This is a genomic window from Rhizobium sp. CFBP 8762 (genome assembly GCF_014841565.1).
Lineage (GTDB): Bacteria > Pseudomonadota > Alphaproteobacteria > Rhizobiales > Rhizobiaceae > CFBP-8762.
Genome location: NZ_JACYUD010000002.1, coordinates 113,075 through 139,701, shown reverse-complemented (window position 1 = coordinate 139,701; position 26,627 = coordinate 113,075). Strand labels below are relative to the sequence as shown.

25 protein-coding genes are annotated in these 26,627 nt (G+C 56.8%); 15 read left to right on the top strand and 10 right to left on the bottom strand.

From position 1 onward, the window contains the following. Positions 1-10: 10 nt before the first annotated feature. The 4 genes from IFT84_RS05860 to IFT84_RS05845 all read right to left on the bottom strand — a co-directional run bounded on the left by IFT84_RS05860 (position 11) and on the right by IFT84_RS05845 (position 4,293). Complete coding sequence (locus IFT84_RS05860; protein ID WP_192117739.1) at positions 11-1,060, bottom strand: lipoate--protein ligase family protein; 1,050 nt, start codon at positions 1,058-1,060, stop codon at positions 11-13. A gap of 31 nt (positions 1,061-1,091) precedes the next feature. After that, the gene (locus IFT84_RS05855; RefSeq protein ID WP_192117738.1) at positions 1,092-1,937 is read right to left on the bottom strand and encodes a MetQ/NlpA family ABC transporter substrate-binding protein; all 846 of its coding nucleotides are present in this window, start codon (positions 1,935-1,937) and stop codon (positions 1,092-1,094) included. A gap of 79 nt (positions 1,938-2,016) precedes the next feature. Next, positions 2,017-2,877 (bottom strand): phosphosulfolactate synthase, encoded by an 861-nt coding sequence (locus IFT84_RS05850; RefSeq protein ID WP_192117737.1) that lies wholly within the window; start codon positions 2,875-2,877, stop codon positions 2,017-2,019. A 24-nt stretch (positions 2,878-2,901) separates the two neighbouring features. Continuing rightward, a complete protein-coding gene (locus tag IFT84_RS05845) occupies positions 2,902-4,293 on the bottom strand; it encodes an MmgE/PrpD family protein (RefSeq protein ID WP_192117736.1) in 1,392 nt (463 codons plus the stop codon). Positions 4,294-4,542: 249 nt separating this feature from the next. Between IFT84_RS05845 and IFT84_RS05840 the strand changes: the two genes are divergently transcribed. From IFT84_RS05840 to IFT84_RS05815, 6 genes are all read left to right on the top strand, one after another. Continuing rightward, entirely contained in the window at positions 4,543-5,001 is a 459-nt protein-coding gene (locus IFT84_RS05840) for a hypothetical protein (protein ID WP_192117735.1), read from the top strand. A gap of 162 nt (positions 5,002-5,163) precedes the next feature. After that, positions 5,164-6,150, top strand: coding sequence for a fatty acid desaturase (locus IFT84_RS05835; protein WP_192117734.1), 987 nt, complete (start codon positions 5,164-5,166; stop codon positions 6,148-6,150). A gap of 23 nt (positions 6,151-6,173) precedes the next feature. Then, positions 6,174-6,755 carry a phosphate/phosphite/phosphonate ABC transporter substrate-binding protein gene (locus tag IFT84_RS05830; protein WP_342212838.1) on the top strand — a complete coding sequence of 194 codons (582 nt, stop codon included), beginning with the start codon at positions 6,174-6,176 and terminating at the stop codon, positions 6,753-6,755. Positions 6,756-7,143: 388 nt separating this feature from the next. Further along, positions 7,144-7,980: a tryptophan 2,3-dioxygenase gene (gene kynA, locus IFT84_RS05825; protein ID WP_244651111.1), complete on the top strand. Its 837-nt coding sequence runs from the start codon at positions 7,144-7,146 to the stop codon at positions 7,978-7,980. 58 nt (positions 7,981-8,038) lie between these two features. After that, complete coding sequence (gene kynU / locus IFT84_RS05820) at positions 8,039-9,289, top strand: kynureninase (RefSeq protein WP_192117733.1); 1,251 nt, start codon at positions 8,039-8,041, stop codon at positions 9,287-9,289. Between the two features lie 96 nt (positions 9,290-9,385). Beyond that, on the top strand, positions 9,386-10,795 hold the full coding sequence (locus tag IFT84_RS05815) for an amino acid permease (protein WP_192117732.1): 1,410 nt from the start codon (positions 9,386-9,388) through the stop codon (positions 10,793-10,795). 70 nt (positions 10,796-10,865) lie between these two features. On the opposite strand, the gene IFT84_RS05810 is transcribed toward IFT84_RS05815, so the two are convergent. Further along, positions 10,866-12,491, bottom strand: a complete 1,626-nt coding sequence (locus IFT84_RS05810) for an AMP-binding protein (RefSeq protein ID WP_192117731.1) — start codon at positions 12,489-12,491, stop codon at positions 10,866-10,868. Between the two features lie 188 nt (positions 12,492-12,679). On the opposite strand from IFT84_RS05810, the gene IFT84_RS05805 reads away from it, so the two are divergent. Next, entirely contained in the window at positions 12,680-13,504 is an 825-nt protein-coding gene (locus tag IFT84_RS05805; protein WP_192117730.1) for an alpha/beta hydrolase, read from the top strand. A 2-nt stretch (positions 13,505-13,506) separates the two neighbouring features. Here the strand turns inward: IFT84_RS05805 and IFT84_RS05800 are convergent, their stop codons facing one another. Next, complete coding sequence (locus tag IFT84_RS05800; protein ID WP_192117729.1) at positions 13,507-14,013, bottom strand: MarR family winged helix-turn-helix transcriptional regulator; 507 nt, start codon at positions 14,011-14,013, stop codon at positions 13,507-13,509. A 152-nt stretch (positions 14,014-14,165) separates the two neighbouring features. On the opposite strand from IFT84_RS05800, the gene IFT84_RS05795 reads away from it, so the two are divergent. From IFT84_RS05795 to IFT84_RS05765, 7 genes are read left to right on the top strand one after another with little or no spacing between them, the layout of a single operon-like run. Then, entirely contained in the window at positions 14,166-16,478 is a 2,313-nt protein-coding gene (locus IFT84_RS05795; RefSeq protein ID WP_192117728.1) for a bifunctional salicylyl-CoA 5-hydroxylase/oxidoreductase, read from the top strand. Between the two features lie 7 nt (positions 16,479-16,485). Next, entirely contained in the window at positions 16,486-17,274 is a 789-nt protein-coding gene (locus IFT84_RS05790; RefSeq protein ID WP_192117727.1) for an SDR family NAD(P)-dependent oxidoreductase, read from the top strand. Positions 17,275-17,295: 21 nt separating this feature from the next. Next, the gene (locus IFT84_RS05785) at positions 17,296-17,715 is read left to right on the top strand and encodes an acyl-CoA thioesterase (protein ID WP_192117726.1); all 420 of its coding nucleotides are present in this window, start codon (positions 17,296-17,298) and stop codon (positions 17,713-17,715) included. Continuing rightward, positions 17,708-18,103 (top strand): RidA family protein, encoded by a 396-nt coding sequence (locus tag IFT84_RS05780; RefSeq protein WP_192118290.1) that lies wholly within the window; start codon positions 17,708-17,710, stop codon positions 18,101-18,103. Before IFT84_RS05785 ends, IFT84_RS05780 begins: the two co-directional genes overlap by 8 nt. 37 nt (positions 18,104-18,140) lie before the next feature. Then, positions 18,141-18,569, top strand: a complete 429-nt coding sequence (locus IFT84_RS05775; RefSeq protein ID WP_192117725.1) for a cupin domain-containing protein — start codon at positions 18,141-18,143, stop codon at positions 18,567-18,569. Further along, on the top strand, positions 18,566-19,417 hold the full coding sequence (locus IFT84_RS05770) for a fumarylacetoacetate hydrolase family protein (protein WP_192117724.1): 852 nt from the start codon (positions 18,566-18,568) through the stop codon (positions 19,415-19,417). Before IFT84_RS05775 ends, IFT84_RS05770 begins: the two co-directional genes overlap by 4 nt. Next, complete coding sequence (locus tag IFT84_RS05765) at positions 19,417-20,199, top strand: SDR family NAD(P)-dependent oxidoreductase (protein ID WP_192117723.1); 783 nt, start codon at positions 19,417-19,419, stop codon at positions 20,197-20,199. Before IFT84_RS05770 ends, IFT84_RS05765 begins: the two co-directional genes overlap by 1 nt. Before the next feature lie 199 nt (positions 20,200-20,398). On the opposite strand, the gene IFT84_RS05760 is transcribed toward IFT84_RS05765, so the two are convergent. The 4 genes from IFT84_RS05760 to IFT84_RS05745 all read right to left on the bottom strand — a co-directional run bounded on the left by IFT84_RS05760 (position 20,399) and on the right by IFT84_RS05745 (position 25,035). Beyond that, a complete protein-coding gene (locus tag IFT84_RS05760) occupies positions 20,399-21,346 on the bottom strand; it encodes an MYG1 family protein (RefSeq protein WP_192117722.1) in 948 nt (315 codons plus the stop codon). A gap of 68 nt (positions 21,347-21,414) precedes the next feature. Then, on the bottom strand, positions 21,415-23,403 hold the full coding sequence (fhuB, locus tag IFT84_RS05755) for a Fe(3+)-hydroxamate ABC transporter permease FhuB (protein WP_192117721.1): 1,989 nt from the start codon (positions 23,401-23,403) through the stop codon (positions 21,415-21,417). Continuing rightward, positions 23,400-24,305 carry an iron-siderophore ABC transporter substrate-binding protein gene (locus tag IFT84_RS05750; protein WP_244651110.1) on the bottom strand — a complete coding sequence of 302 codons (906 nt, stop codon included), beginning with the start codon at positions 24,303-24,305 and terminating at the stop codon, positions 23,400-23,402. Before IFT84_RS05750 ends, fhuB begins: the two co-directional genes overlap by 4 nt. Then, the gene (locus IFT84_RS05745) at positions 24,295-25,035 is read right to left on the bottom strand and encodes an ATP-binding cassette domain-containing protein (RefSeq protein WP_192118288.1); all 741 of its coding nucleotides are present in this window, start codon (positions 25,033-25,035) and stop codon (positions 24,295-24,297) included. The genes IFT84_RS05750 and IFT84_RS05745 overlap by 11 nt, the downstream gene beginning before the upstream one ends. 187 nt (positions 25,036-25,222) lie before the next feature. Between IFT84_RS05745 and IFT84_RS05740 the strand changes: the two genes are divergently transcribed. After that, positions 25,223-26,554, top strand: coding sequence for an NAD(P)/FAD-dependent oxidoreductase (locus IFT84_RS05740; RefSeq protein WP_192117719.1), 1,332 nt, complete (start codon positions 25,223-25,225; stop codon positions 26,552-26,554). Positions 26,555-26,627: the final 73 nt, after the last annotated feature.

Genomic DNA, 26,627 nt, shown 5'->3' with positions numbered 1-26,627 from the left:
ATTGAAACCGTTATGGAATATGCCGCAGCCAAGCCTCGGTCGAGAACTTCTCGCTGGCAAGGGTTTGCGCGGCGGCGTACTCCTCCGGCGTGATCTGCCCTTCAACACCGCCGTTTAACGAGACGAATGTCTCTTTCAAACGGCGGACGATTTCATCGCGCGGCAGGCCTGTCTGGCTGCGCAAAGGGTCCACCCGCTTGTTGGCACTTTTCGTGCCTTTATCGCTCAGCTTTTCGCGGCCGATGCGCAGCACCTTTACCATTTTGTCCGCATCCATATCGTAGGCCATGGTCACGTGGTGCAGCACGACCCCACCGGCAAACCGCTTTTGCGCCGCGCCCCCAATCTTGCCGAGCGGACTGGTGATATCGTTGAGCGGTTTGTACGTGGCTTCGATACCCATGGCGTTCAAGGCTTTCAAAACCCAGTAATCCAGAAAGGCATAGGACTGCGCGAAGTCCATGTCCCGCACAAGGTCTGCCGGTGCGTAGAGCGAATAGGTGACCGTACTGCCGGGTTCAACCAGCATCGCACCGCCGCCGGTTGTGCGGCGAACGACATCGATCTTCTGCCTGGCAACCTCGTCCATGTCCACTTCATTGCGCAAAGACTGAAAGCAGCCGAGAATGATTGCGGTGGTATCCCATTCCCAGATGCGCAGCGTTGGCGGCCGGCGACCGGCAGCCACTTCGCGGGCCAAGACATCATCCAGCGCCAGATGCAGGGCAGGGGAAACCGCTGGCTCATGCACAATCTGCCATGGATAATCCCGCCACACCGAAGCAACACCCAAAGCGCGCAAAACAGCGATGGCGATGGCTTGTGCATTGAAGCCGATCAGCGCAGCGCCGGATCGAAGACCGCTTTCAATCGCAGCAACAATGTTTCCCTCGCTGGCGTTTGCGGGCAAACCCTCAATCGCGGCGCAGATATCGTCCAGCGCCTCCGGCGGCTCCAGAAAAAAGTCTCCGGCAACCTGCACATTGCGGATCACCTCGCCGACAACATCGAGGTCAACCACGACAAGTTTGCCACCATGGACCTTATATTCACCGTGCATCTGGTCTGCCTCTCTCAAAAGGACCTTTCCTCTAGCGCGGGAAGGAAACCATGTCACCATAGAGTTCGACAAGCTTGGCCTTCACGGCGGCAGAGGTCTGGTAGATTTCGATAAAGCGCTTCAGGCGCGGGTCGTCGCGCTTGTCCGGGCGGGTTACAAAACGAAAGGCGTAGACCGGGTCATTCTCAAAAAACAGGCCGGAGGAGGGATCAAGCCCCGCCAGCTTGGCAAATGTCGGATAGGTTGCGGCCGCGTCCACATCATCCAGAGCACGTGCGATTTGCGGCCCATCCAGTTGTACGATCCGCAGCGGTTTGGTGTAACTGACCACATCCCCAAGCGTCACAGTCTGGTCTGAGCCCGGCTTCAACGTCAACAACCCCGCCTTTTGCAACAGCAGCAGTGAGCGCGCCGTGTTTACGGCATCGCCCGAAAACACAATCTGCGCATTTTCTGGCAGGTCTTCAAGCTTGCTGTACTTCTTGGAATACAGGCCGAATGATGTGCTGAACCCGATGGCAACGGGGACGAGCCCATTGCCAGTTTTCGCGTTGGTATAGTCGAGATAAGGCACGTGCTGAAACAGATTGGCATCCGCCTGACCCTCGACCACGGCGGTGTTGGGCGTGTTCCAATCGTTAAACTCAATCAATTCGACGGGGAGGCCCTGCGCCTTGGCTTCTTCCGCAGCAATTTCAGCGGCCTGATTGGAAATGCTGGTGGCCAGTGCAATGCGCAAGGGTTTGACGTCTTCAGCGTATGAGTTCGTAGCCGTAAACACTGCCAGCAGCAGGAATATCCCTGCTTGTACCGACAAGGCGCGGCGGCTGAGCCAGCCAGCGTTCGTGTGGTTCGCAGACAGGGGTGTTTCGGTCATTCCATTCCTCCGCAGTCTCATGATGAGCCCGGGGAGGAGGGCCAAACCCCTCCACCCCGATGCAGTACCTGTGCTTACATTAGCGATGTGTTGTTATACGTCCAAATGTGCTCTTAGTCCCCCAAATGCCACGGCGCAAGCACTCAAGCTGAACGATCTGGCTGTGATCGATGAACAGGTTGACATCAATACCATAGTTCTTGATGTACCAGGAGAAGACGGCAGGATCGGCCGCCTCGAACATGACATTTTCCATGCCCACATTCTTCATGATTTTGGCCGCCACATCGGTGCGCCATGGATCAGCGTTTTCGGTGATGCCTTCGGATTCAATCATGATAATCGATGCGCCCGCATTCAGGCAATCATTGGCGGTGTCGATCAGGATTTGCGGATCGCGCGTGCCTTCGGCTTCCAGCTCCGCCTTGGACGTATCGCCGCCTGCGCCGAACTGAATTCCAATCTCGGGCTTGGGTTTCAGACCAGCCTTCTTCACCTTCTGGATGAGCCGGATGAGGTCCGGCGTAGGCAGTTGAATAAAGCCGGTCGACAGTTCAATCATGTCGAACTCAAGCCGCACGCATTCTTCGATATAGGCGTCGATCTGTGTCGGCGCGCGCGCCAGCACATTCTCGATCCAGCCGCCGGTGGAAACATACACCCCTTGGTCATGGCAAATGCGGTTGATCTTGCGCACATAATCGGCTGGCATCAGTGAGAAAGAGCCGCCAGCGTATTTGTAGCCATCAACATGTTCGCCCATGCCCTCCAGCAGTTCCTGCGTATAGGTGGGCGTCACCATGGCGTAGTAGGGGCCGCGAATTTCCGTTATCGAACTGGTGCGCGGTTTCGCATCCCGTTCATTCATCGGCACAGTGGGAAAGGATCGGTTCTTCCACACATCGGATTGTTCTTTTACCGCGTCGTTATGGTCGCTCATGTCATGCTCCTTGTGTGAGACCGTTTAAGCTTTGAGATTGGCGAGAATGTCCGCGAATGCGCGCACTTTCATCTGCTCGATGTTCTTCACCGCATCGATGATCGCGTGACGGGTGCGCTCGGACGTGAATGGCGTTGCCAAACCGTTGAATTTCGCAATAACCGTATCCCAACTCATGGGCCGGGTGCGGAACCCCTCATAATCAGTCTTGTCGATGGTGTGGGTGCGTCCGTCTTTCAGCGTGAACGTCAAGGTGGTGCACACCTCCGCAGGGAACCGATCCGTATACGCCTGCTTGGGCCGCACAACGAACCGCCGCAACAGTCCTTGAATGTCGTCGCGCAGAATGCGGCGCTGATCGTACTGCTCTGGCAGAACATTGCCGTCGATCAACGCGACGCCCACCATATATTGCAGGGAGTGATCAGCCTCTTCCTTGGTGCGGATAATGGTTTTGTCGCCCTCTTCACCGCCCCCGATAATATGGAAAGCCACATCGAAGATATCGATTTCAATCTTCTCGATCTCGTCCCACCGGAAACCTTTCTGCGCCTGCAACTCCAGCGCCCCCTCAATCGAGGACTGCGAGTGAATTTCGGCGTTGTACTTCTTGATGATCGAGCGAGTTACGTTTTCAAGATCCTCCTTGTCCCAGTCGATCTCGAACTGGCCTGCAATGGCATCCTTGAAGCCTTTATTGCCTTCAAAGACCTCTTCCGGCCCGGTTATGCCGCGATGCGCCAAAAAGGCGGAATGGGTGCCGATAAAGGCTGTGTTGGGGTAGGCGAGCCCTTTCCAGTGTGAAAGTGCGCCGGTGCGCGTCACGCGCAAGGCATTGTTGCCGGTGCCCGAAATGGCTATGGCGTTGGCGGTTTTTTCAGCACTCAGACCCAGCGCGCGCGAAACACCCGCTGCCACCGCGTAAGCACCCTGCACGGTGTGATCGAACCCTTTGGCGCGAACCGGTGCTACATCACACAAACGGCCCTGAACCTGATAGGCAACGGCCATGGCGGAGAGAAAATCGTCACCCGACGCATCGGCATATTCGGCGGCAGCCAGCACAGCTCCCAGATTATCGCTCTGGTGGCATGTTTCGCCCTTGGCGAGGTAGCTGTCCATAAAATCGAGATAGCGTACCAAAGCACCGTTATAGAACGCAGCGCGGTCTGGTGAAGTCTTTCCTCCCCCAATCAAAGTTGAGAGTGGCTTGCCGCCAAAGTCCTCCAAATGCTCCCGGATGTAGCGGATGGGCTCGCCCTCAAGAGCGCCAATGGCGACCCCGATACTGTCAAGAATGCGCTTCTTGAGTTCGTCGCGCGCCTCGGTCGACATGGAAGCCGCCTTGGCTGCGGCAACGAAACGTCCGAGTTTACGAACCTCGGTGTCCTTGATTACGTCGGAATGCACTGTCATCTGATCCTCCTTGAGGCTTCCCACAAGGGAAGCCGGAACAAGTACAGATCGGAATTTTATGTATAGAATGATAGGAATATTCTATTGATAAATAGAAATTGCTTATCATTAAATATCTCCATGGATTTAATTTTATTTTTTGTTGCAGTTGCCTCTATATCCAACATATATGGGCGTCAAGCCTAATTTAATACCGAATTATTTCCTGTTTAAAGCGGTATGTTGCTTGAATGTCGTTGCGGGGCAGACATGACGCAGGTTTCGATTTGCGATCTTCACCACTGGGAACTTGTGTTCATCCAGATCTATCGCTTATGGCGCCATGATGGACCAACACAGGCGATTGCGGAGCATCGCATAGCGGTGCGCTATCGCGACAACATAGTGTTTCCGTTGCTTGACCAATTCTACGCGCTCTTTCGAGCCGTGACGAAAAGCGATGACGGCAACAGCTGCAGCGAATGGTTAAGGAGTGACGAACTGCTTCTTTTTGATTTGCTGTCCGGAGATCCCTCCTGCGTTGCTGCTATTATTTCGCAGTTTCCAAAGACCAACAGGTCGCTTCGCTATGTTGCCAGCAATTTGCAGCGCGATCTCATGTCCATTGGTATCGCCGTCAGGAGCCGCGTCGCTATGGAACCTTCGGAAGAGGAACGGCTGGAGCGACTCATTTGCCGAAGCTATCGGCAGATTTTTCCGATGCCGTAGTCAGGGCACGCCAAGTGCACGGCTTAGGATGCGTAGCGAAACAAGAATGTTGTCGCAGCAAAATCCGCTCAAAAATTCTAAGCTTCGCTCGAAATACAGTTTCGAATGCGTGTTCGTTTTCCCGCTATCCCCATAAGATTTTACTGATTTGGAGAGATACACATGGGACGACCTGCGCGGTACACGCTTTTCTCAACACGGGTCGAGCACCGAATAGAATGGCCAACGGTGTTCTTGGCTGTCTTCATTTACGGTGGTTTTCTGAGCGTTACCTTCTGGTGGGCGGCGCTGCCTCTGCCATTGGTTGTTGCCCTGGGCGGCTGGCTCGTCGCGTGGCAGGGATCGCTGCAACATGAGGTTATTCATAACCACCCGACCCGCATCCAGTCTCTAAACGATGCGATCGGTTTTGCGCCTTTGTCGCTGTGGTTACCCTATCGCATCTACCGCGACAGCCATCTTATCCATCACCATGACGAGCATTTGACCGATCCGATCGAGGACCCGGAGTCGTCATATGTGACGCTGGCTGCCTGGGAAAAACTCGGGCTGATCGGGCGTACACTGGCGAATTGGAACATGACCCTTCTCGGCCGCCTGACGATTGGCCCCGCTGTCATGATCCTCAGTTTTCTGGTCAGCGAATACCACCTGATCCGCCATGGCGAGCCGGGTCAGCTGAAGAAATGGCTCTGGCATTTGGCAGGTGTTGCTGTCGTTCTGGTATGGGTGCTCTTAATTTGTGACATGCCGCTTTGGCTTTATATTTTCGGATTTGTTTATCTCGGCGCGTCTTTGACGCGGCTCAGATCGTTTGCCGAACATAAGTATTCCGAAAGTCATGAGGAGCGAACCGCGATTGTGGAAAACAGCCGCGTTCTCGGCCTTCTTTATCTGCACAACAATCTGCATGTGCTGCATCACCTGCGTCCCGGCATTTCATGGTACAATTTGCCGATGGTTTACCGAAGCCATCGCGACGATCTCGTCGCCCGTAACGGTGGACTGGTCTATAATGGATATTCCGATGTTATCCGTCGGTTTCTGGTGAAGCCGCATGATCAGCCAGTGCATCCGACACAGAGTTCTTCCCATAGCCTTGACGAAGCTGTAACCCCAAATGAGCACGCTGACATGCGTTTGGTTTAGGTACAAGCAGAGAGAGCACGGACATGCGACTGGCCAGCCTTGCCATGTATGTACAACCGCCAGAACTGGCGGATGCTACTGGTGAACTGTGGCGCTTCATCCAAGGTCGGTTGACGGACATTGGGATGGTAGACATTCCCCGTGAACTCGACAGGAATATCGCGCACGATGCAGCATGGTTGCATCCCGACCTTTTGTTGTCGCAGACCTGCGGCTATCCCTATGTCACATCCTTGCGGGGCCGCGTGAGGCTGGTCGCAACACCGATTTATAATCATGCTGGTTGCGAAGGCCCGCTGCAGTGCAGCTTCATCATCACAAGACGTGATCAAAAGGCTGGCGAACTCAGCGACATGCGCAACAGCCGTGTGGCGATTAATGACGATGCCAGCAATTCCGGCATGAATGTCTTGCGGGCCGCCATCGCACCGTTGGCAATGGACGGCCATTTTTTCTCCGAGGTGATCAAAACCGGCGGGCATGTGCACAGCATTGAATCAGTCGCGACAGGCCAGACTGATGTGGCGGCGATTGACTGTGTGACATTTGGAAACATACGACGTTTCGATCCCGAACGATTGAGCCATGTTCGAATTCTCGCTTAAACCGCGAAAATACCCGGACTACCGTTCATCACCCGTGGCGATGCAACCGATGACGACGTTGCCATCCTTCAACAGATCTTTCAGGACGCCAGCGTCGCACCTTCGTTGGCTGCCACGCGCGACACACTCTCGCTGGTTGGTTTTCAGATCCTGCCCGATTCTGCTTATGACAGCATAGTGGAGCTTGAAGCCAAGGCTGCAAGCGCGGGATATTCTGTCATCTCATAGCGCATACATAGCGAATGAGACTCATGAACGGCTCAACGTGGCTGCTCATTACACTTGATTAGAGCAATATATTTTATGCTTGAAATAATTGCGCCATTGTGAAAACTTAAGATTCAGAACGGCACCCGAAGCAAATACAGGAGTGCTGCGTGAGGGAACAATGGACGTATCTGATCAGGCTGCGCATCAAGGAGCGCAAATGGATTTCCGTGAGCGGATGTCCTACTCGAACTACCTGCAGCTTGAAAAAATACTAGCCGCGCAAGGGCCTCTTTCGAACGCGCATGACGAGTTGCTCTTCATCATTCAGCACCAGACGTCAGAATTGTGGATGCATCTGGCCTTGCACGAGATGCGGGCGGCCTGTCTCGCCATTCGTGCCGATGATCTGCAACCAGCGTTTAAAATGCTCATGCGGGTTGCCCGCATTTTCGAGCAGTTGAACAGTGCGTGGGACGTGCTGAGAACGATGACGCCAAGCGAATACACCATGTTTCGTGACTCGCTCGGCCAGTCCTCCGGCTTTCAATCGTGGCAATATCGCGCCATTGAGTTTCTGGCAGGCAACCGCAACCTTTCTATGTTGAAGCCGCACGAACACGATCCGCACATCACCCGCGAACTGAATAAAATTCTGGCTGAACCCAGCATTTATCAGGAAGCAATTTATCTTCTTGCCCGCAATGGGCTGGATGTCGGCGATGAACGTCCCGGCAGCGAGATTGCAGGGACGCGGGCGTCGAGCGACAAACTGCTGGCTGCGTGGGGTGAGGTGTATCGGAACCCCAAACGCTACTGGCCGCTGTACGAACTGGCCGAAAAACTGGTGGATTTTGAGGATTATTTCAGACGCTGGCGTTTCAATCACGTCACGACGGTTGAGCGCATTATCGGCATGAAGCGCGGCACGGGCGGCACCGGTGGCGCATCTTATCTGCGCCGGATGCTGGAGGTCGAACTCTTTCCCGAGCTTTGGCGGGTTAGAACCGAATTGTAGGGCAAAGCTGTTTCGCTCGCCGCGTAAAACGAACATATCTTTGAGAGGTAGAAAAACAATGCTGAGCAGAGACGATTGCCAGAAGATGGATGCGCTTGATCCGCTTGCGGCACTACGCAATGATTTTGTATTGCCTGATGGGCTGATCTATCTCGATGGAAATTCCCTCGGGCCGCGACCTAGGGCCGCGTTGGCGCGTGCTACGCAGGTCGTTGATCAGGAATGGGGCCGGGGTCTTGTCAGCAGTTGGAACGATGCGGGCTGGCACCGTTTAAGCACGCATCTGGGCGACAAGATCGCGCCTTTAATTGGAGCGGGAGCAGGTGAGGTTGTTGTCACGGACACCACATCCATCAATCTGTTCAAAGTGCTGGCGGCAGCGTTGCAGCTTCAAACCGAACGTGGATCCAACGCCCGCGTGATCCTTTCGGAAACAAGCAATTTTCCTTCCGATTTGTACATGGCGGAAGGGCTCTCCGATCTTCTCGACCGGGGCTACACGCTGAAGCTCGTTGATCATCCCGACGAGATCGCAAACGCGATGACCACCGACGTGGCCGTGATGATGATCACGCAGGTCAACTACAAGTCAGGCTACATGCACGATATTGCGGCCCTGACCAAACTGGCGCATGATAATGGCGCGCTGACCATATGGGATCTGGCCCATTCAGCAGGCGCTGTACCGGTTGATCTCAAAGGCGCGCAAGCGGACTTTGCCATCGGCTGCACCTATAAATACTTAAATGGCGGGCCAGGAGCACCAGCTTTTGTCTGGGTGTCCCCACAGCTTCTGCCTCTGGTGCGCCAGCCCCTGACGGGTTGGTGGAGCCATGCCAAACCTTTCGCCATGAAGCCGGGCTACGAGGCCTCACGCGGCATTGAGCAGTTCCTGTGCGGGACGCAACCGATTGTATCCCTGTCTCTCGTAGAGTGCGGGCTGGAGAGCTTTGCAAAAACCAGCATGAACGCGCTGCGGGAAAAGTCGTTGGCGCTCACCGATCTCTTCTTTGCCTGTGCGCAGGAGCGCTGCGCCCATCATCCCGTAAAACTGGTAACGCCGCTGAATCATAAGCACCGTGGAAGTCACGTCAGCTTTGAGCATGAGAACGGTTATGAGGTTATTCGGGCCTTGGCAGATCGCGGCGTGATCGGGGATTACAGAGAGCCGAAAATCATGCGGTTCGGCCTGACGCCCCTTTATACGACGTTCACCGAAGTGTGGGACGCCGTCGACATCCTGACCGATATACTGGATCGTGAGAGCTGGCGCGACGCTCGGTACGCTGAGCGCAACGCCGTTACCTGATCAACAATCAGAACAGCAACCAACTTCAACCACCGACGGAATTGGGACCGACGGTGATTGAGCACCTGTGGGCAAAAACAGAAGAAGGGGAATGCAATGACAGAAAAAACACAATTTCAAACCATAGCGGACCGGGAGGTCGGGCTGAAACGGCAGTTGACAGCGGGCCAGATGAGCATGATCGCCATAGGCGGCGCTGTTGGTACCGGCTTGTTCATGGGCAGCAGCTTTGCAATTGGCTATGCCGGTCCGGGCGTCCTAATCAGCTATGGCATTGGCGCGCTGATCTCGCTGCTGTTGATGGGATGCCTTGCGGAAATGACGGTTGCGCACCCGACATCTGGTTCGTTTGGAGCCTATGCAGAATATTATGTCGGGCCGCTCGCCGGGTTTCTGGTGCGGTATGCCTATTGGGCAGCGGTGGTGCTGGCGGTTGGAACAGAAGTGACCGCGGTGGCCATCTATATGAAGTTCTGGTTTCCAACCGTTCCCGGCTGGATATGGATCATGTCCTTCTCCGCCGCACTTATTCTGGTGAATGCATTCAGTGTGAAAACATTCGGACACTTTGAGTATTGGTTTTCCGCCATCAAGGTCAGCGCCATCATCGGCTTTCTCATTCTTGGCGCCTACCTCGTCTTCGGCAGCGGATCGCCACAGTACGGCTTTCACAACTACACAGTCGACAATGGTCTGCTGCCGTTTGGCCTATCGGGGGTATGGGTCGCCGTCATTATTGCTATATTTAGCTATCTCGGCATTGAAATGATTGCTGTAGCAGCAGGCGAGGCGGAAAACGCGGAAGTCGCAGTTCGAAAAGCGTTTCGCGCAACCATTGTGCGGCTGGTTATCTTTTATCTGGCGACCCTGACGCTCATTCTCGCGATCGTCCCTTGGAACCAGTCGGGCAAGGGTGCCCAAAGCCCGTTTGTCACCGTTATGCAGGATCTTGGTATTCCCGGCGCAAGTGGCGTTATCAACTTCGTCATTCTGGTCGCGGCACTATCCGCCATGAACAGCCAGTTCTATACCACCACCCGCATGATGTTCAGCCTGTCGCGCGGCGGATTTGCCCCGCGTGCCATGGGTAAACTTAGCCGCAATGGCGTGCCGCTCAATGCGCTGGCCGTGTCCTGCATTGGCGTGGCGTTCGCAACGTTGGTCAGCATTGTGATGCCGGATCACTCGTTCACGTTAATGATGGCTATCTCCATGTTCGGGGCTTTGTTTACATGGGTTATGATCTTCTACACGCATCTCCGCTTCCGGCAGTATCATAGCAAACACAACAAAACCCTGTCATTCCGCATGTGGGGCTTTCCCTATGCGACACTGCTCGGCCTCGCGCTGATGGTGGGTGTTCTCGTAACAACCGCCTTCACGCCCGCCTTCAAAATGACCCTGATCTTCGGAGTCCCGTTCCTACTTGTTCTAATGTTGTTGTACGCGGTCTACGTCAAGCGGGCAGCCGTTCAGGTATCACCCCCGCAGAACGTTCCCTCGTAAGATAACAAGAGGACAACGAAAAACCCGCGCACATGATCAGTGCGCGGGTTTTGCGCTTTCAGGCAATGGATCAGGCGTGAATTGTTTGCCGCAGACGAAAACGCTGGAGCTTACCGGATTCGGTGCGGGGCAGAGCGTCACAGAACACGATGGAACGCGGATACTTATACGGCGCAATCAACGCCTTCACATGATCCTGCAACAGTTTCATCGTCAGCTCGGAGGCAACTGCTTCCGGTGCCAGTACAATATGGGCCTGCACGATAAAGCCGCGCTCGCCATCCGGCGCACCGATCACGGCACATTCGCGCACATGCGGATGGGCCAGAAGGGCGGCTTCCACCTCCGGCCCGGCAATATTATAGCCCGCCGAAACGATCATATCATCGCACCGGGCGGAGAAGTGGAAATATCCGTCCTCATCCTGAACGAAGCTGTCGCCGGTCACATTCCAGCCATCCCGGACATATTCAGCCTGCCTCTCATCGGACAGATAGCGGCAGCCAACCGGCCCCCGCACAACGAGCTTGCCAACGGTGCCGCGCGGCACTTCCTGCATGTCATCATTGACGACCTTCGCCTCATAGCCAGTCAGGGGACGTCCGGTGCAACCGGGTTTCAGATCATCAAGACGATTCGACAGGAAGATATGCAGCATTTCCGTGGAGCCGATACCGTCTATGATCGGCTTTCCGGTTTTCTGCATCCATTCAGAAAACACAGGAGCCGGCAAGGTTTCACCGGCTGAGACGGCAATCCGGAGCGACGAGAGATCCGCGCCAGCCTCCATGGCCGCCAGCATGGCGCGATAGGCCGTCGGCGCGGTGAAGCTGATGGTCGCGCGGTATCGCTGAATGATGTCAATCATATTGGGCGGCGTTGCGTTTTCCAGCAGCGCCGCCGACGCGCCAAACCGCAACGGAAATACGGCCAGCCCCCCGAGGCCAAAGGTAAAGGCCAGCGGCGGCGATCCCACAAACACATCATCGGGCATGACACCCAGCACTTCGCGCGCATAACCGTCCGCGATGATAAGAATATCACGGTGGAAATGCATGGTAGCTTTGGGAACGCCTGTTGAGCCAGAGGTGAACCCCAGAAGCGCAACATCGTCGCGGCCGGTTCGAGGCGCTGTAAAGCGCACGGATTTGTTCAGCGCGGCGCGGTCCAGTTCGGCGTCATGGTTCGCCGTACCGTCGAAGCCAACCACCTGTTTTAAAAATTGGCTATCCTTGGCGCAGGTGACCATGTCGTCCATCAGCCTGGTATCGCAAAGGGCCAAAGCAATTTCGGCCTTATCGACAATTTTTGCAAGCTCGCCAGCGCGCAGCATGGGCATGGTGTTCACCACCACGGCGCCAGCCTTTGTTGCGGCAAGCCAACAGGCCACCATAGCCGGATTGTTGGCAGAGCGGATCATAACCCGGTTTCCGGGCTTGATGCCGTAATCCTGCACCAGCACGTTTGCCAGCCGGTTTGTCCAATCGGTCAATTCTTTGTACGTGCGTAAACGACCATTGCCGATAAGGGCGGTGTGGTCGCCAAAACCGCGCTCCACCATGCGGTCGGTCAGTTCAACCCCCGCATTCACCCATTCCGGATAATCAAAACCTTCCAGCCGCATAACCGGCCATTGTTCGGCCGGCGGAAGATGATCGCGCGCAAACGTGTCCACATGCCCTGTTGGTCCCAGCATTGATATGTTCCCACAATCCAGTTGTTGAATCATTGGCTGGCGGCGTTTGACAGCCGCTACCCATTCCCTCTGTGTGGCCATTCCGGCCATCGCTAATAAAAGAATTGCATTGAAGAGTAATTGTTTCAAGCTTAAAGTTTTGAGCGTATGATAAATTTGCCGCACCACTATGGGGCTAGGGGGATGCCATGCTGCACGCTATTTCGGACTGGAACAATGCCTATGCCAATACTACGAATATTGCCGGTGGAGACCGGTGGCCGGATGCCTGGGTGGAGCCTGCCAGAGCATTTCGCGAGCAACTAAGCGCCTCCCGCCGCGCCCTGTTGGGGTTGCGGTATGGGGAAGGGCAGCGCCATGCCTACGACCTGTTTATGCCGGAAGGAACGCCACAGGGGCTGGTTGTGTTTGTCCATGGTGGCTATTGGCTGGCATCGGATCACAGTTTCTGGTCGCATTTTGCGGCCGGGCCACTTGCGCATGGCTATTCGGTCGCCATGCCGTCCTACTCGCTCTGCCCACAAGTCCGCCTTGCTGATATCACGCAGGAAATTGGCAAAGCGGTTGAGGCGGCAGCCGCACGGATTGCGGGTTCGTTACGGTTGATCGGCCATTCCGCTGGTGGGCATCTGGCAACGCGCATGATCACCCGGACATCACCCCTGCCAGCGAATGTTCGCGACCGGATTGCCCATGTCGTGTCCCTGTCGGGATTACACGATCTACGACCTCTGATGAAAACCGATATGAACGCTACGATCGGGATCGATGATGACGAGGCGCTCCGCGAAAGCCCGGCATTGCTGGAGCCGATGGCTGGCGCACGGCTGACCACATGGGTCGGTGGCGCAGAGCGCGCAGAGTTTCGGCGTCAGTCGGCCCTTCTATCCAACATTTGGCTGGGTCTTGGCGCGCAGACGTGCCATGTGGAGGAGCCGGACCGCCACCATTTCAGTGTTCTTAACGGCCTGGCTGACGCGCACCATCCGCTCACGCAAACACTGATGGCTTGATGTCAGCTACCGGAGAGATGGTTACCCGCTGATTTCTTCAGTCGGTTCACGTCGGTCAGCATTGTATCGACGGTCGCGTGATCCACATCCGCCATCAGATCTTTCAGCCAGCGCTCGTGCGCCTCAGCCATCGCACTGAAATATTCGGTTCCGCGCTCGGTCAGCCGGGCAACAGTCACGCGACGGTCCCCGTCTGGTGTTTCGCGTTTGACCAGACCATCCTGCTCCAGCCGTTCCACCAGCCCTGTGACATTGCCGTTCGTCACCATCGTCCGTTTTGACAGTTCCCCCAATCGCAAGCCATCCGGTTCGCGGTAGAGCTGGGCCAGAAGATCGAACTGCGGCAAGGTCGCGGAAAATTCTGCGCGAAGGCGGCGGCGAATTTCCTGAGAAATCAGCTTTGTGGTCGAGAGCATACGCAACCACAGCCGCAGCTCCGGCTTCTGTTGCTTGTTAGCCTCATCCAGAATGAATTCCAGATCCAGCGCACCGCTCTCAATCTCGCTCATCAAATGATCCACGCCGTTATCCTCGCCGAATTAATTAATTGAAATTTCAAAGGTTTCAAGCCGGGGCGTCATCTCTAGTTATTTTAGCGCTTGACGACGTGCGGCCTACGATTATATTTTAAACTTAAAATAATAATGCTTCGGAGGGGAATATGCGTATCGTTTGTATAGGCGGCGGGCCTGCGGGACTCTATTTCGCACTGTTGATGAAAAAGCTGCATCCTGCGCATGAGATCAAGGTTGTCGAACGCAACCGCCCTTACGATACCTTCGGCTGGGGCGTCGTCTTTTCTGATGCGACGATGGTGTCCATGCTGCAGTGGGACCGCGACAGCGCTGAGGAAATCCGGCAATCCTTCAACCATTGGGACGATATCGAGGTTCTGTTCAAAGGAACGCGCCAGCGCACCAGTGGGCATGGTTTCGTTGGTATCGGACGGAAAAAACTGCTGAACATTCTGCAGCGGCGCTGTGAAGCGTTGGGCGTGGACCTTGTCTTTGAAACCGAGGCAGACAGCGATCTGGATTTCCCCGATGCCGATCTGGTCATCGCGTCTGATGGTGTGAACTCACGTATCCGCAACCGGTATGCCGAGGTCTTTCAGCCGGATATGGTAACGCGTCCCAATCGCTTTATCTGGCTTGGCACCAACAAGTTGTTCGATGCCTTTACATTCGATTTTCGCCGGACCGACCACGGCTGGTTTCAAGCCCATATCTACAAGTTCGACGAGAACACCTCGACCTTCATCGTAGAAACAACCGAAGAAGCCTATCAGGCGCACGGGCTGGGCGACATGGAGCAGGACGCTTCCATTGCCTTTTGCGAAAATCTGTTTGCCGATGTGCTGGATGGCGCAAGCCTGATGACCAATGCACGCCATTTGCGCGGAAGCGCATGGCTGAATTTCCACCGCTTGATTTGCGGAACCTGGAGTCATTTCAACGGACAGTCCCATGTGGTGCTGATGGGGGATGCCGCCCATACCGCGCATTTTGCCATCGGTTCGGGCACCAAACTGGCCATTGATGACGCTATTGAACTGGCAAACCAGTTCAATAAGGCCGGACACGGTGCGCAGAGCATTTCAGCTGTTTTGAAAACCTATGAAGACATTCGCCGTGTCGATGTGGCGCGCATTCAAAACGCTGCGCGCAATGCCATGGAGTGGTTTGAGGTAGTGGGCGCACGTTATGCGGATACGTTCGAGCCCGAACAGTTCATGTATTCCATGCTGACGCGGTCGCAGCGCATCAGCCATGAAAACCTGCGCTTGCGCGATAAAACCTGGCTGGAAGGCTATGAACACTGGTTTGCGCGACAGGCAGGGCTGACCGTCACCGAAAACGAGCGCTGCCTTCCGCCCATGTTTACGCCTTACACCGTGCGTGGCACGACCCTTGCCAACCGTATCGTCGTCTCGCCCATGGCCATGTACTCGGCCACCGACGGGATTCTGGATGATTTTCATATGGTGCATCTGGGTGCACGTGCTTTGGGGGGCGCGGGTCTGGTGTTTGCCGAAATGACCTGTGTTTCGCCTGATGCACGCATCACGCCCGGTTGCCTTGGCCTGTGGGAGGAGAGCCAACTGGCCGGCTGGCAGCGTTTTGTCGATTTCACCCATGGCCATAGCGATGCGAAGGTCGGCATCCAGCTTGGCCATGCCGGTCGCAAGGGCGCGACGAAACGCGCTTGGGACGGCATAGACCAGCCCTTGGAAGAGGGCGGCTGGCCGCTGATCTCAGCCTCTACGCTTCCGTACCTGCCCGGCAGTGCAGTGCCGAAAGCGATGGACCGGGCCGATATGGATCGGGTGCTGGCGGATTTCGTCCGCTCCACCGAGCTTGCCGCACGCACCGGCGCTGACTGGCTGGAACTGCACTGCGCCCATGGCTATCTGCTGTCGAGTTTCCTCTCTCCCTTGACGAACATTCGAGACGACGCGTACGGCGGCTCTCACGAAAATCGCGCCCGCTTCCCGTTGGACGTGTTCAAGGCGGTTCGCGCTGTCTGGCCGGCCGACAAGCCAATTTCCGTGCGCTTGTCCTGCCATGACTGGACGGAGGGCGGAAATACAGCGGATGATGCCGCCATATTTGCCCGCATGTTCAAAGAGGCCGGTGCTGATGTCATAGACTGCTCGTCGGGTCAGGTATCCAAGGCCGAAAAACCCGTGTACGGGCGTCTGTTCCAGACGCCATTCTCGGATCGAATTCGCAATGAGGTGGGTATCCCGACAATCGCTGTCGGTGCGATTTCGGAAGCCGATCACGCCAATTCCATCATCTCCGCCGGACGTGCCGATCTATGTGCGGTAGCCCGCCCGCATCTGGCTGATGCCGCATGGGTGTTGCATGAGGCGGCAAAGATCGGCCTGAAGTCCGTAGATTGGCCCAGGCAGTATCAATCAGCAAAATCTCAGTACGAAGCCAATCTTGACCGCGCCAGTGCGGGTAAGTGAGGCACTGATGAACGCGCAAACGATGCTTTCGGGCCGCCATGCTCTCGTCACCGGTGCCTCCGGTGGCATCGGCACGGCCATTGCACACATGCTGGCCGAGGCCGGGGCCCATGTTACGCTGGCAGGGCGCAAAAAGGAGCCACTGCACCGTCTGGCAGACGATATTGACGGTAGCACATGCGTTGTCAGCGGCTTCGACGTGACGGACCCTGCTTCGATTGCTGACGGAATGGACAAGGCGCACGATGTCTTCGGCCCCGTCTCCATTCTCATCAACAACGCCGGGGAGGCGCCATCCGCCCCGTTCGAAAAAACAACGGCGCAGATGTGGTCGCAGGTATTGGCCGTTGATCTGTCCGGTGTTTTTCATGTGACACAGGCAGCCTTACCTTATCTCAAATCATCCGATCAGGGTGCGCGCATCATTAATATCGCCTCGACAGCGGGTTTGACGGGCTATGCCTATGTATCGGCCTATTGCGCTGCCAAGCATGGCGTTATTGGCCTGACCCGCGCCCTGGCGCTGGAACTGGCGGACAAGGGCGTCACCGTCAATGCGGTATGCCCCGGCTTCACCGATACGCCGCTCCTCCGCCGGTCGATTGAGACAATCATGCAGAAGTCCGGACGCAGCTTCGATGACGTACTTGCCGAATTTACGAAAGCCAACCCACAGAAGCGGCTGATTACACCGCAGGAAGTGGCCCACACCGTTTTATGGTTGGCGTCACCCGGTGCCAATGCTGTGACGGGGCAGGCTGTTGTGGTGGCGGGCGGCGAAGTCATGGCCGGTTAAGATTACTGGAAGGGAACATTCATGCCGTTTACACTGGCCAAACCCATGCGCTTCGGCGACTGCGACCTGACCGGGATCGCCTATCACCCGGCCTATTTATCCATGCTGGTGGATGTAAACGAGGCGATGTTTGCCTCATTTGGTGTCACATGGAAGGAAATCATGTTCGAGCGGCGCTTCGGCCTGCCGACCGTGACCTTGAATCTGGAATTCAAGAAGCCTGCTGTCTATGGCGATGTGCTGGATTTTGCTGTCCATGTGCGCGCCATTGGCCGGGCATCGCTCGATCTTGAAACGATTGTAACGGTCGCTGGAGAGGTCATCTGGACCGTTCGCCAACGCATTGTCCTGACCTCACTTGCCGACCACAAATCCCACCCCTGGCCAGACGATATCAAGGCGGGCCTGACACGTTATCTGGAGCCAAGACATGATGCATGAGATTATCCAGCCCGATGGCTGGGCCAAACCGGTCGGCTACTCCAACGGTATCAGCGCGCGCGGACGTATCGTGCAGGTTGGCGGCCAGATTGGCTGGGACGAAAACTGCCAGTTTCATTCCGATGATTACGTTGATCAGGTTCGTCAAGCGCTTCTTAATATTGTCAGTGTGCTGGAAGCTGCCGAGGCGCGGCCGGAGCATCTTATTCAGATGACCTGGTATTTCACGGACCGCGATGCCTACAAATCCCGCATGAAGGAAATCGGTGCCATTTACCGCGAGATTATTGGGCGGCACTTCCCGCCGATGGCCGCCGTTCAGGTGGTCGCGTTGATGGAAGACCGCGCGAAGATCGAAATTCAGGCATTGGCCGTGGTGCCGGACTGACAGCCACAGAATACAAACTCCGGGGAAGGAGACATTTATGAGTGAGACAGTGCGTCCAGTTATCACGCGCAAGGGGCAGGAAGACACAGGAACCGGTCAATCGGGCGGTTGCGTGCGCGTTTCAGGCGTTAGCCCACAGCACACACCGGCCACCAAAATCTGGTTTGGCAAGGTATCGAACGAGCCGGGCTATCGATCCCTGCCGCACCATCATGGCGAGGCCGAAACCGGAGGGTATGTTCTGCATGGCAAAGCGCGCATTTACTTTGGCGAAAACTATCAGGAGTTTCTCGACATGGAGGAGGGCGATTTCATCTTCGTGCCGCCCAACTGGCCGCATGTGGAGGTCAACATGTCCACCACCGACGACCTGATATGGCTGACGACCCGCACGCCCGACAACATCGTTGTCAATCTTCCGGATGTGGATGACGCGACGCTCACCGGGTTCCGGAGAGCACTATGAAGCTGTTACGATACGGTTTGCCGGGGGCCGAAAAGCCTGCACTCCTCGACAATAATGGCACGATCCGTGATCTCTCCACCGTCATACCGGATGTGTCCGGCTCTCATCTGGGTGAAAACGCGCTGGCCAGTCTGCGCGCGCTCGATCCGACAAGCCTGCCAGAGGCCAAGCCGGAGCGCATCGGCGCTTGCGTGGCCGGGGTTGGCAAATTCATATGCGTCGGCCTGAACTACAGCGACCACGCGCGCGAAACCGGAAAAGCACCGCCGGATGAACCCATCCTGTTCATGAAAGCCACAACGGCCATTGTCGGTCCGAATGATGCAATCGAGATTCCCCGGACATCTTCCAAAACCGACTGGGAGGTTGAACTTGGCGTGGTGATCGGCAAGAAGGCGAAATATGTGAGCGAAGCTGACGCTCTCGACCATGTCGCGGGCTATTGCGTCGTCAACGATGTGTCCGAGCGCAGTTTTCAGTCCGAGCGCGGCGGCCAATGGACGAAGGGCAAAAGCCATGATACGTTTGGTCCTATCGGGCCATGGCTTGTCACCCGCGATGAGGTGCCGGACCCGCAAAATCTCGATTTGTGGCTGGAGGTGGACGGCGTGCGCCGCCAGACCGGCAACACGTCCAATATGATCTTCCCGGTTTCGTTTCTGGTTCATTACATCAGCCAGTTCATGACGCTGATGCCGGGCGATATCATCGCCACCGGCACACCGCCGGGTGTCGGCATGGGAAACAAGCCGGAGCCCGTCTTTCTCAAGCCCGGTCAGACCGTCAAGCTTGGAATTGATGGACTGGGTGAGCAGAGCCAGGCAACCGTGGCTTTGGAGGGTCTATAATGACAAACTTGAGCGGAAAACTTGCTCTCGTTACCGGCGGCGCACGGGGTCAGGGTGAGGCGGAAGCGCGCCTGTTTGCCGCCAGAGGAGCGGCCGTTATCATCGCGGATGTGCTGGTGGATGAGGGTCGTGCCCTTGCGCAAACCCTGGAACAGGATGGATTTGAGGCGCGTTTCGCGTATCTGGATGTGACCGACCCTCAGAGCTGGGAGGGCGTCGTTGCGTTGGCGAAAGAATGGAAAAATCGTCTCGATATTCTCGTCAACAATGCCGGGATTATCAATCGCAGCACCGTCGCGGATACGGGTCTGGCCGCATGGGAGCGGGTGCTAAAGGTAAATCTGACCGGCGCGTTCCTCGGAATACAGTCGGCAACCGCGCTTATGGCAGATAGCGGCGGAGGGTCTATCGTCAATATCTCATCCAACAGCGGCTACTCCGGCCACTATGACCCCGCCTACACGGCAAGCAAATGGGGATTGCGCGGCTTGACACGCAGCGCAGCCATGGAATTGGTGTCAAAGAATATCCGTGTCAATGCCGTTTGCCCCGGCCTCGTGGTTACAGGGCTGAATGCCAGCAGTCCGCACCTCAAACCGATGATTGACCTGACCCCGATGAAGCGAAGCGGCAAGCCCGAGGAGATTGCCGAACTGGTGCTGTTTCTGGCATCAGACGCGTCAGGCTTTATCACCGGGGAAGACTTTGTGATCGACGGCGGCTTTACCGCAGGTGCCGCCTATCGCCGTGTCGCCGCAGACACGGGAATCTACCGCGACTAAAGCATTTCCAGTGAAAACGGATTCGTTTTCACGTCCGGACAATGCGACAAAACAAGGAGCTAGAGCGCCGTGCGTCCATTCGGACGCACAAAGGTCGCTCCAATTCCCTGAATCTACGCATCAGGCATACCGAAAATCAATTCAGATTTTCGGCCCGATGCTGTAGTGCGGGCAGCCATGAGGTGTCGTCAGTTCCGGTTTAAAGGTTCGCCGGGGAGGGGCTCACGCCTGCCGTTGCTTCGGCGACGGCACGCTCAGCCATCGCCATGGCCGCTTCGCGGGTTTTGGCGGCGGCAATGAAGCGAGCGTTGTGGCAGAAGCTTGCGCCGACAACGCCGCTCACCGCTTCAAGGTCGCCATTGGTCAATCCCGCCCATGCGACGGGTAGATCGGCTCGTAGTTCAAAGCCTTCCTCGTCACGCCGGATTCCGGTCAAGCACCAGTCCTTGTCGCGCGGATGCACGACAAACAACAAATGATCGGCCCCTGCCTTCACCACGGCAGAGCGGAAGGGCATGCCCATCGGCAGTTCCAATATCCGGCTCCGCCCGGCTTTGAGGATGGCCTGTTCAACAACCGATTCCGCTCGCAGTTTGGCCGCTTTCTGGCCAATGCTCGCCTCAACGAAGCTGCGGGCAATGGTCAGCGCTTCGTGAAACCGGCGATCTTCTACTTCCGGATCGGTGTCGTCAAAAACGGGTTTCAAGGTTTCAATAAGCGCGGGCAGCGTCAGCCCGGCAAGTTGCCCCGCACTGGCAGGGCTGAGCTTGCCGTTGTCGACCAGATCGACAGGCAATACAAAGCTGGTGTCAAACGCTGTGTGGATTGCATTCCGATACTCGTCCGGCACGGATAAAGCACCCAGGTAATCGTGACCGTAATGTTTCCACACCAGACCAAAGGAACTGTAGGGCTGCAGATCGTCCCGCAAGGGTGCGCCGCGCTGATGATGATCGAAAATTCGGGCGTCTGCATCGTACGCGCCGCCGACATCATACACGATCCGGTCTGCGCCGGGTGTGATCCATTCCGGCGCTCTGCTGCGTACAATGCGCGCCTTCAGAAACAGGCGTGTCAGCACAACACTCGATAGAAGTTCGTCGGCATGAAAGCCGCCGGAATGTGTTACGAGAAAGTCTGGGGTCATTCCGTCGGAGCCTTATAGGTGCGTCATCTTCTTGGATTAGCACCTGATAACCTTTGCGACTGAACTTCTCAACCCGCCTTTTTGCGTAGCATCAGCATCAAAAATGGTGCGCCGACGAGCGCCGATACCAGACCGGCAGGCAGATGGTACGGAAATACAACCACGCGCCCGACGAAATCGGCCAGCATCATCAGGCTTCCTCCCATGACGGCAGCCGCTGCCATTTGTGGCAATGCCCGGACGAAGCCGGCCTCCCGTGCCAGATGCGGACCCATCAAACCGACAAAGCTTAGAGGTCCGACACTCAACGTGGCTGCGGCGCTGAGTAGGCCAGCGAGCCCAAAAAGTGCCAGTCTGGTGCGGGTTAACGCGATGCCGAGGCTTGACGCCGCCGCCGGACCAAGCGGGAGAATATTCAGCCACCGCCGAGCGGAAAATGCGCCGGTGATCAGCACGATAGCGGCAATAGACACGACAATGGCCGAGGTTTTATCAACTGAATAGGTCGAGCCGCTCATCCAGCGCAACAACAGCACCGCACGCGGATCACCCGTGGCCATCAACACTCCCACCACCGCATCCACCATCGCGCTGAGCGCGATGCCGGCGAGGAGAATGCGTTCGGGCGCGAGGCCGGATCGTATTGCAAACAGGAAGATAACCACCAGTACTACCAGGGCGCCGAAGGTGGCAAAACCCAATTGGCTGGCGAGCCCCGGGGCAGCGACGGCGAAAATCGCGAGTGTAACACCAAAGGTCGCGCCAGCACTGACGCCCAGCACTTCGGGGCTGGCCATTTCGTTGCCCGTCAACCGTTGCAGAATAACACCGGCAACGGCAAGCATGGCACCCGAGGCAAGGGCGGCAAAAACGCGGGGCGCGCGGAGCGCGAAAATTTGATCGAGCCACTCCCCATGCAACCAGTTCCACTCTCCGCTGCCGGTGCGGCCGACAAACAGGCTGATCAGGACAGCCGCAAGGGCACCCGCCACAATCATGGCCCAGGCACCACGCCCCGACAGCGCTCGTGGTCGGATACGGACGGTGTTTTGCAAAACCCGATGGCGCGTTTTCAACAGCGGGAGCAGGAGAAGAAGCAAAGGGGAGCCGAAAATGGCAGTTACCGCCCCGGTGGGCAGAAACTCCGCCATTTGACCAGCCAGCAGTTGAACCGTCACATCCGCAAGCAGGAGCAGCGCAGCGCCGATGAAGGTCGACCATATCAACGTTTCCACCGGGCGGCGAGCGCCGGAAAGGCGTGCGATGGTTGGCGCGACCAAGCCAATGAAACCGATAACGCCCACCGCACTGGTTACAAATGCCGCCAAAGCCACAGCCACACAAATTGCAATGAACCGCAAGCGCGAAAGGCGCACGCCCAGTGCAGATGCAGTCGTTTCACCCAGTTCTAACAGCGCCAGCGGACGCAGAACCAGTGCGCCGATCACGGCCAATACGCCGATTTTCCAAGACAGGGCGATGGGTATTGCCCAGCTTTGCTGTGCAAGGGAACCAGCGCCCCAAATAAACAGGCTGATCAGATAGCGGTCATTCAGCAGTGTGAGGATTGCAGCCAATGCACCGCACCAAAGGCTCACAACCAGTCCGGACAGGACCAGCGAGAATGGCGAAAAACCTCGCCGCGCACCAAGGCTGACGACGATCAAGGCCACGATACCACTACCGGCCAGCGCGACTAGATCCCTTCCAAGCCCAAGAAGGGCTGGCGCAAATAGCGCGGCAACCACCAGCGCCAGATTGGCCCCCGCCGAAATACCGAGCGTCGTCGGGTCGGCAATGGGATTTCTCAGCACCTGCTGGAACATGGCACCAGACAGTGACAGGGCAGCGCCAGCCAGCAATGCGGTCGCCAGACGTGGCAGTGTCGAGTAGGTCAGCACCATACGAGGCACGTCGTAACTGGCACTGCCCGGAGCGCCAAGCACGGGCGCAATCAGCCACCATGCGAGCAAGGCAGCCAGACCAAGCAGCCCGACGAAGACGAGCATGGGTCCGAGATTTGAAAGACCGTTCCGTGTTGAAGCAACCGACGTCATGCGCGGCTCTCGAGATATTGTGTCAGCAGGGTAGCGAACCGTCTTGCCTCATTGACCATGCCGAACATCAATGCGGGTGGCAGCACGGTAAAATGGTCCGGCTTTGAAAAGGGCAGAGCTTGCCACAGCGGACTTTCGGCCAGCTTGGGCAAGGCATCGCCGGGTAGCGGATCGAATGCGATCAGCAGCGCGTCGGGATCGGAAATTCTGGACAAATCCTCTATTGCCAGCGTCTCATACCCCCAGAAGTTAGAGGGTTCCGTCCAGGCGTTGCGCACGCCGATGCGTGTCAGCACATTATCGTAAAGGCCGGGGCTGGAGTAGATTCGCACATGGCGCTCATCCATGAAGTTGACCAGCGCTACCGGCGCTGTTTGCTTTGTCGCCAGTCTTTTCCGGCAATCCTCAAAGAAGCGGTCAGTCTCGTTTAAAAAGGCTTGGGCCTCGCGGCTTCGCCCGATGGCGTCGCCCAGATTGCGCGTCGCAGCCATGGCCGCAGGCAAAATAGGTCCACCATCTGGCTTGTAGACTTCCAGCCGCAGCACGTTGAACAGGGATTGCAACTGCGGCAAGGCATGATCGAGGTAAGGCGTGGTCAGCACCAGATCCGGTTTCATGGTGAGCAACAGCTCGAAATTCGGCTCATAAGAACTGCCGAGATTGATCACACTCGACGGCATGGCGGGTTCAACCACCCATTTGCCCCAGTCCGCCAGATCACCCACAGCAATCGGCACCACATCCAGCGATAACAGCGTGGATGCAAGCCCATAGTCAAGGCTGGCGATGCGCTGCGGCGTTGATGCGAAGGACCGGGAGAGCGGGAATGCTGCTGTTGCAGCCAGTGAGCCGAGCAGAGCGCGTCGTGAAAGCGGGAAGCCTACCATGGAATCAGCATACATAGGCGAGCGGCACGCTCAAGCCCGGATGTGGCACGATATCCATATCGATACCGTAGATTTGTCGCAGCGTATCGCGCTGCACCAGTTGGTGCGGGCTGCCACTCGCCACGACCTGCCCGCCCTTCAAGGCGTGAATACGATCACAAAAACGCGCCGCCATATTGATATCATGCAGGACGATGATCACGCTCAGCCCTTTTTCATGGGAGAGTTTGCGCACCAGTGACAGCACCTCCATCTGGTGGGCGATATCAAGCGCCGCCGTCGGTTCGTCCAGCAGCAGGCATTGGCTATCCTGCGCCACCAGCAAGGCGATCCAGGCGCGCTGCCGCTCCCCGCCCGAAAGCGTACCCACCATGCGGTTGGAAAAAGCCTCGATATGCGTCAGTGCCAGGGCTTCATCCACCTTTGCTCGGTCAAGGTCAGTAAAGCGACCCAGCGCGCCGTGCCATGGGTAGCGCCCACAGGATACGAGTTCGCGCACGGTCATGTCCGCACCGGTGCCAATGTCCTGCGCCAGATAGGCCACGGAGCGGGCAAAGGCGCGGTCTTCGAATGTGGAAAGCTCCTGACCGGCGTAGCGCGCAATGCCAGACGTTGCCGGTTGCTGACGCGCCAGAATCTTCAATAGGCTGGACTTGCCCGAGCCGTTGTGGCCAACCAGCGCCACAAGTTCCCCCTTTGGAAACGAAAGCGTCACATCCTTCAGAATGGTTGTCTGATCCACCATCAAGCCGATATTATCGACCTGAAACGCTTGCGCGTTTTCAGCAGTGCTGTCCAAACGGCTTGCTTTTTGTGCTGCGCTCACGTTCAATCCCACATCACTGTCCCCAGACTACAACCGTGTGCCTACTAAAGCGGAGCGGTAACATCAAGTATATTGTTGCTGAGCGTATTCGTAAAGGAGCTTGATCATGCCCGGACCTTACGTCGTTCCTGTCCACGGAGACCCCGAACTACCGAAAGAGGTGGATGTGGTCGTCATTGGCGGCGGGATTATCGGCGTCTCGACGGCGCTGGAACTCGCCGAGCGAGGACACAGCGTTGCCGTTTGTGAAAAGGGCGGAATCGGTCACGAACAATCCAGCCGAAATTGGGGCTGGGTGCGCATCTCGCGGCGAGATCCGCGCGAAGTGCCTTTGATGGCAGAAGCCCTGAGACTGTGGAACACGCTGGACGCCCGCACAGGCCGTGCAACCGGATACACCCGCGCCGGAATTATATTCGCATGCGCGTCCGACAAGGAGTACGCCGAGCACGAACGCTGGAACCGCAATCTCGAAGGGTATCAGCTTGACTCGCGCATGCTGAACAAGGCCGAGTTCAAGGACATGTTCCCGAACGCGGATATGGATATCAAAGGTGCGCTTTATACCGCCGCCGATGGGCGAGCCGAGCCGCAGAAGGCTGCACCGGCCATCGCCGAAGCTGCACGCGAGAAAGGCGCGACGATCCTGACCGAATGCGCCGTTCGCGGTATCGAAACAACGGGTGGCCGCATCTCCGGCGTGGTGACCGAACGGGGATCGATTGCCTGTTCCGCCGTGGTGTTGGCGGGCGGCGCCTGGTCCAGCCTGTTTTCCGGTAATTCCGGCATCGAGCTGCCGCAGTTGAAGGTCCTCAACTCGGTATTGCGGACGAAGCCGCTGGAGGGCGGGCCGGAGCAGGCCATTTGGTCCGATGGATTTGCGGTGCGCAAGCGGCAGGACGGTGGATATACCATCGCGTCCGGCCATGAAAATGTGGTGGATATCGTGCCGAACTCGTTTCGCTACGCCCGCAGCTTCCTGCCCGCCTTGAAAAGCGAATGGAGGTCTCTGAAATTTCGGTTGGGCGGTCGATTTCTCGATGAGACGCGGCTGCCGAGCCGCTGGACTTTGGATGAGCCAAGCCCTTTTGAATACAACCGTGTTCTGGATCCCAAACCATCGAAGCAACTGTCGGACAAGGCGCTGGCCAACATAAAGAAGGCTTTCCCTGTTTTTGAAAAAGCAGAGATTGCCCAACGATGGGCGGGTTATATCGATGTAACACCGGATGCGGTGCCAGTTATCTCTGCCGTGGATGCGATACCGGGCTTCCATATCGCGACCGGGTTTTCGGGCCACGGGTTCGGTATCGGTCCGGCAGCGGGGCGGTTGATGGCCGATATCGTCACAGGGAAGCCGCCAATTGTGGATCCGCATGATTTCCGCTTTTCCCGCTTTTCCGATGGATCGAAAATCGAGCTTATCAGCGGCTTTTGACTTGCCGAGCCTTGGATTATCGTTCCGGGTGTCAATGCCGTTCCATCTGCGGGCATCCTGTCGCAGTGACAGG

Bases quoted from the DNA above. Each gene is read 5' to 3' on its own strand.
- IFT84_RS05770 (WP_192117724.1), top strand. From the start codon at position 18,566: ATGAAGCTGTTACGATACGGTTTGCCGGGGGCCGAAAAGCCTGCACTC.
- IFT84_RS05795 (WP_192117728.1), top strand. From the start codon at position 14,166: ATGCGTATCGTTTGTATAGGCGGCGGGCCTGCGGGACTCTATTTCGCA.
- kynU (WP_192117733.1), top strand. From the start codon at position 8,039: ATGCTGAGCAGAGACGATTGCCAGAAGATGGATGCGCTTGATCCGCTT.
- fhuB (WP_192117721.1), bottom strand. From the start codon at position 23,403: ATGACGTCGGTTGCTTCAACACGGAACGGTCTTTCAAATCTCGGACCC.
- IFT84_RS05805 (WP_192117730.1), top strand. From the start codon at position 12,680: ATGCTGCACGCTATTTCGGACTGGAACAATGCCTATGCCAATACTACG.
- IFT84_RS05760 (WP_192117722.1), bottom strand. From the start codon at position 21,346: ATGACCCCAGACTTTCTCGTAACACATTCCGGCGGCTTTCATGCCGAC.
- IFT84_RS05765 (WP_192117723.1), top strand. From the start codon at position 19,417: ATGACAAACTTGAGCGGAAAACTTGCTCTCGTTACCGGCGGCGCACGG.
- IFT84_RS05835 (WP_192117734.1), top strand. From the start codon at position 5,164: ATGGGACGACCTGCGCGGTACACGCTTTTCTCAACACGGGTCGAGCAC.
- IFT84_RS05840 (WP_192117735.1), top strand. From the start codon at position 4,543: ATGACGCAGGTTTCGATTTGCGATCTTCACCACTGGGAACTTGTGTTC.
- IFT84_RS05750 (WP_244651110.1), bottom strand. From the start codon at position 24,305: ATGTATGCTGATTCCATGGTAGGCTTCCCGCTTTCACGACGCGCTCTG.
- IFT84_RS05845 (WP_192117736.1), bottom strand. From the start codon at position 4,293: ATGACAGTGCATTCCGACGTAATCAAGGACACCGAGGTTCGTAAACTC.
- IFT84_RS05745 (WP_192118288.1), bottom strand. From the start codon at position 25,035: ATGGTGGATCAGACAACCATTCTGAAGGATGTGACGCTTTCGTTTCCA.
- IFT84_RS05780 (WP_192118290.1), top strand. From the start codon at position 17,708: ATGCATGAGATTATCCAGCCCGATGGCTGGGCCAAACCGGTCGGCTAC.
- IFT84_RS05860 (WP_192117739.1), bottom strand. From the start codon at position 1,060: ATGCACGGTGAATATAAGGTCCATGGTGGCAAACTTGTCGTGGTTGAC.
- IFT84_RS05775 (WP_192117725.1), top strand. From the start codon at position 18,141: ATGAGTGAGACAGTGCGTCCAGTTATCACGCGCAAGGGGCAGGAAGAC.
- IFT84_RS05790 (WP_192117727.1), top strand. From the start codon at position 16,486: ATGAACGCGCAAACGATGCTTTCGGGCCGCCATGCTCTCGTCACCGGT.
- IFT84_RS05855 (WP_192117738.1), bottom strand. From the start codon at position 1,937: ATGACCGAAACACCCCTGTCTGCGAACCACACGAACGCTGGCTGGCTC.
- IFT84_RS05810 (WP_192117731.1), bottom strand. From the start codon at position 12,491: ATGCTGGGACCAACAGGGCATGTGGACACGTTTGCGCGCGATCATCTT.
- IFT84_RS05815 (WP_192117732.1), top strand. From the start codon at position 9,386: ATGACAGAAAAAACACAATTTCAAACCATAGCGGACCGGGAGGTCGGG.
- IFT84_RS05830 (WP_342212838.1), top strand. From the start codon at position 6,174: ATGCGACTGGCCAGCCTTGCCATGTATGTACAACCGCCAGAACTGGCG.
- IFT84_RS05800 (WP_192117729.1), bottom strand. From the start codon at position 14,013: ATGAGCGAGATTGAGAGCGGTGCGCTGGATCTGGAATTCATTCTGGAT.
- kynA (WP_244651111.1), top strand. From the start codon at position 7,144: ATGGACGTATCTGATCAGGCTGCGCATCAAGGAGCGCAAATGGATTTC.
- IFT84_RS05740 (WP_192117719.1), top strand. From the start codon at position 25,223: ATGCCCGGACCTTACGTCGTTCCTGTCCACGGAGACCCCGAACTACCG.
- IFT84_RS05850 (WP_192117737.1), bottom strand. From the start codon at position 2,877: ATGAGCGACCATAACGACGCGGTAAAAGAACAATCCGATGTGTGGAAG.
- IFT84_RS05785 (WP_192117726.1), top strand. From the start codon at position 17,296: ATGCCGTTTACACTGGCCAAACCCATGCGCTTCGGCGACTGCGACCTG.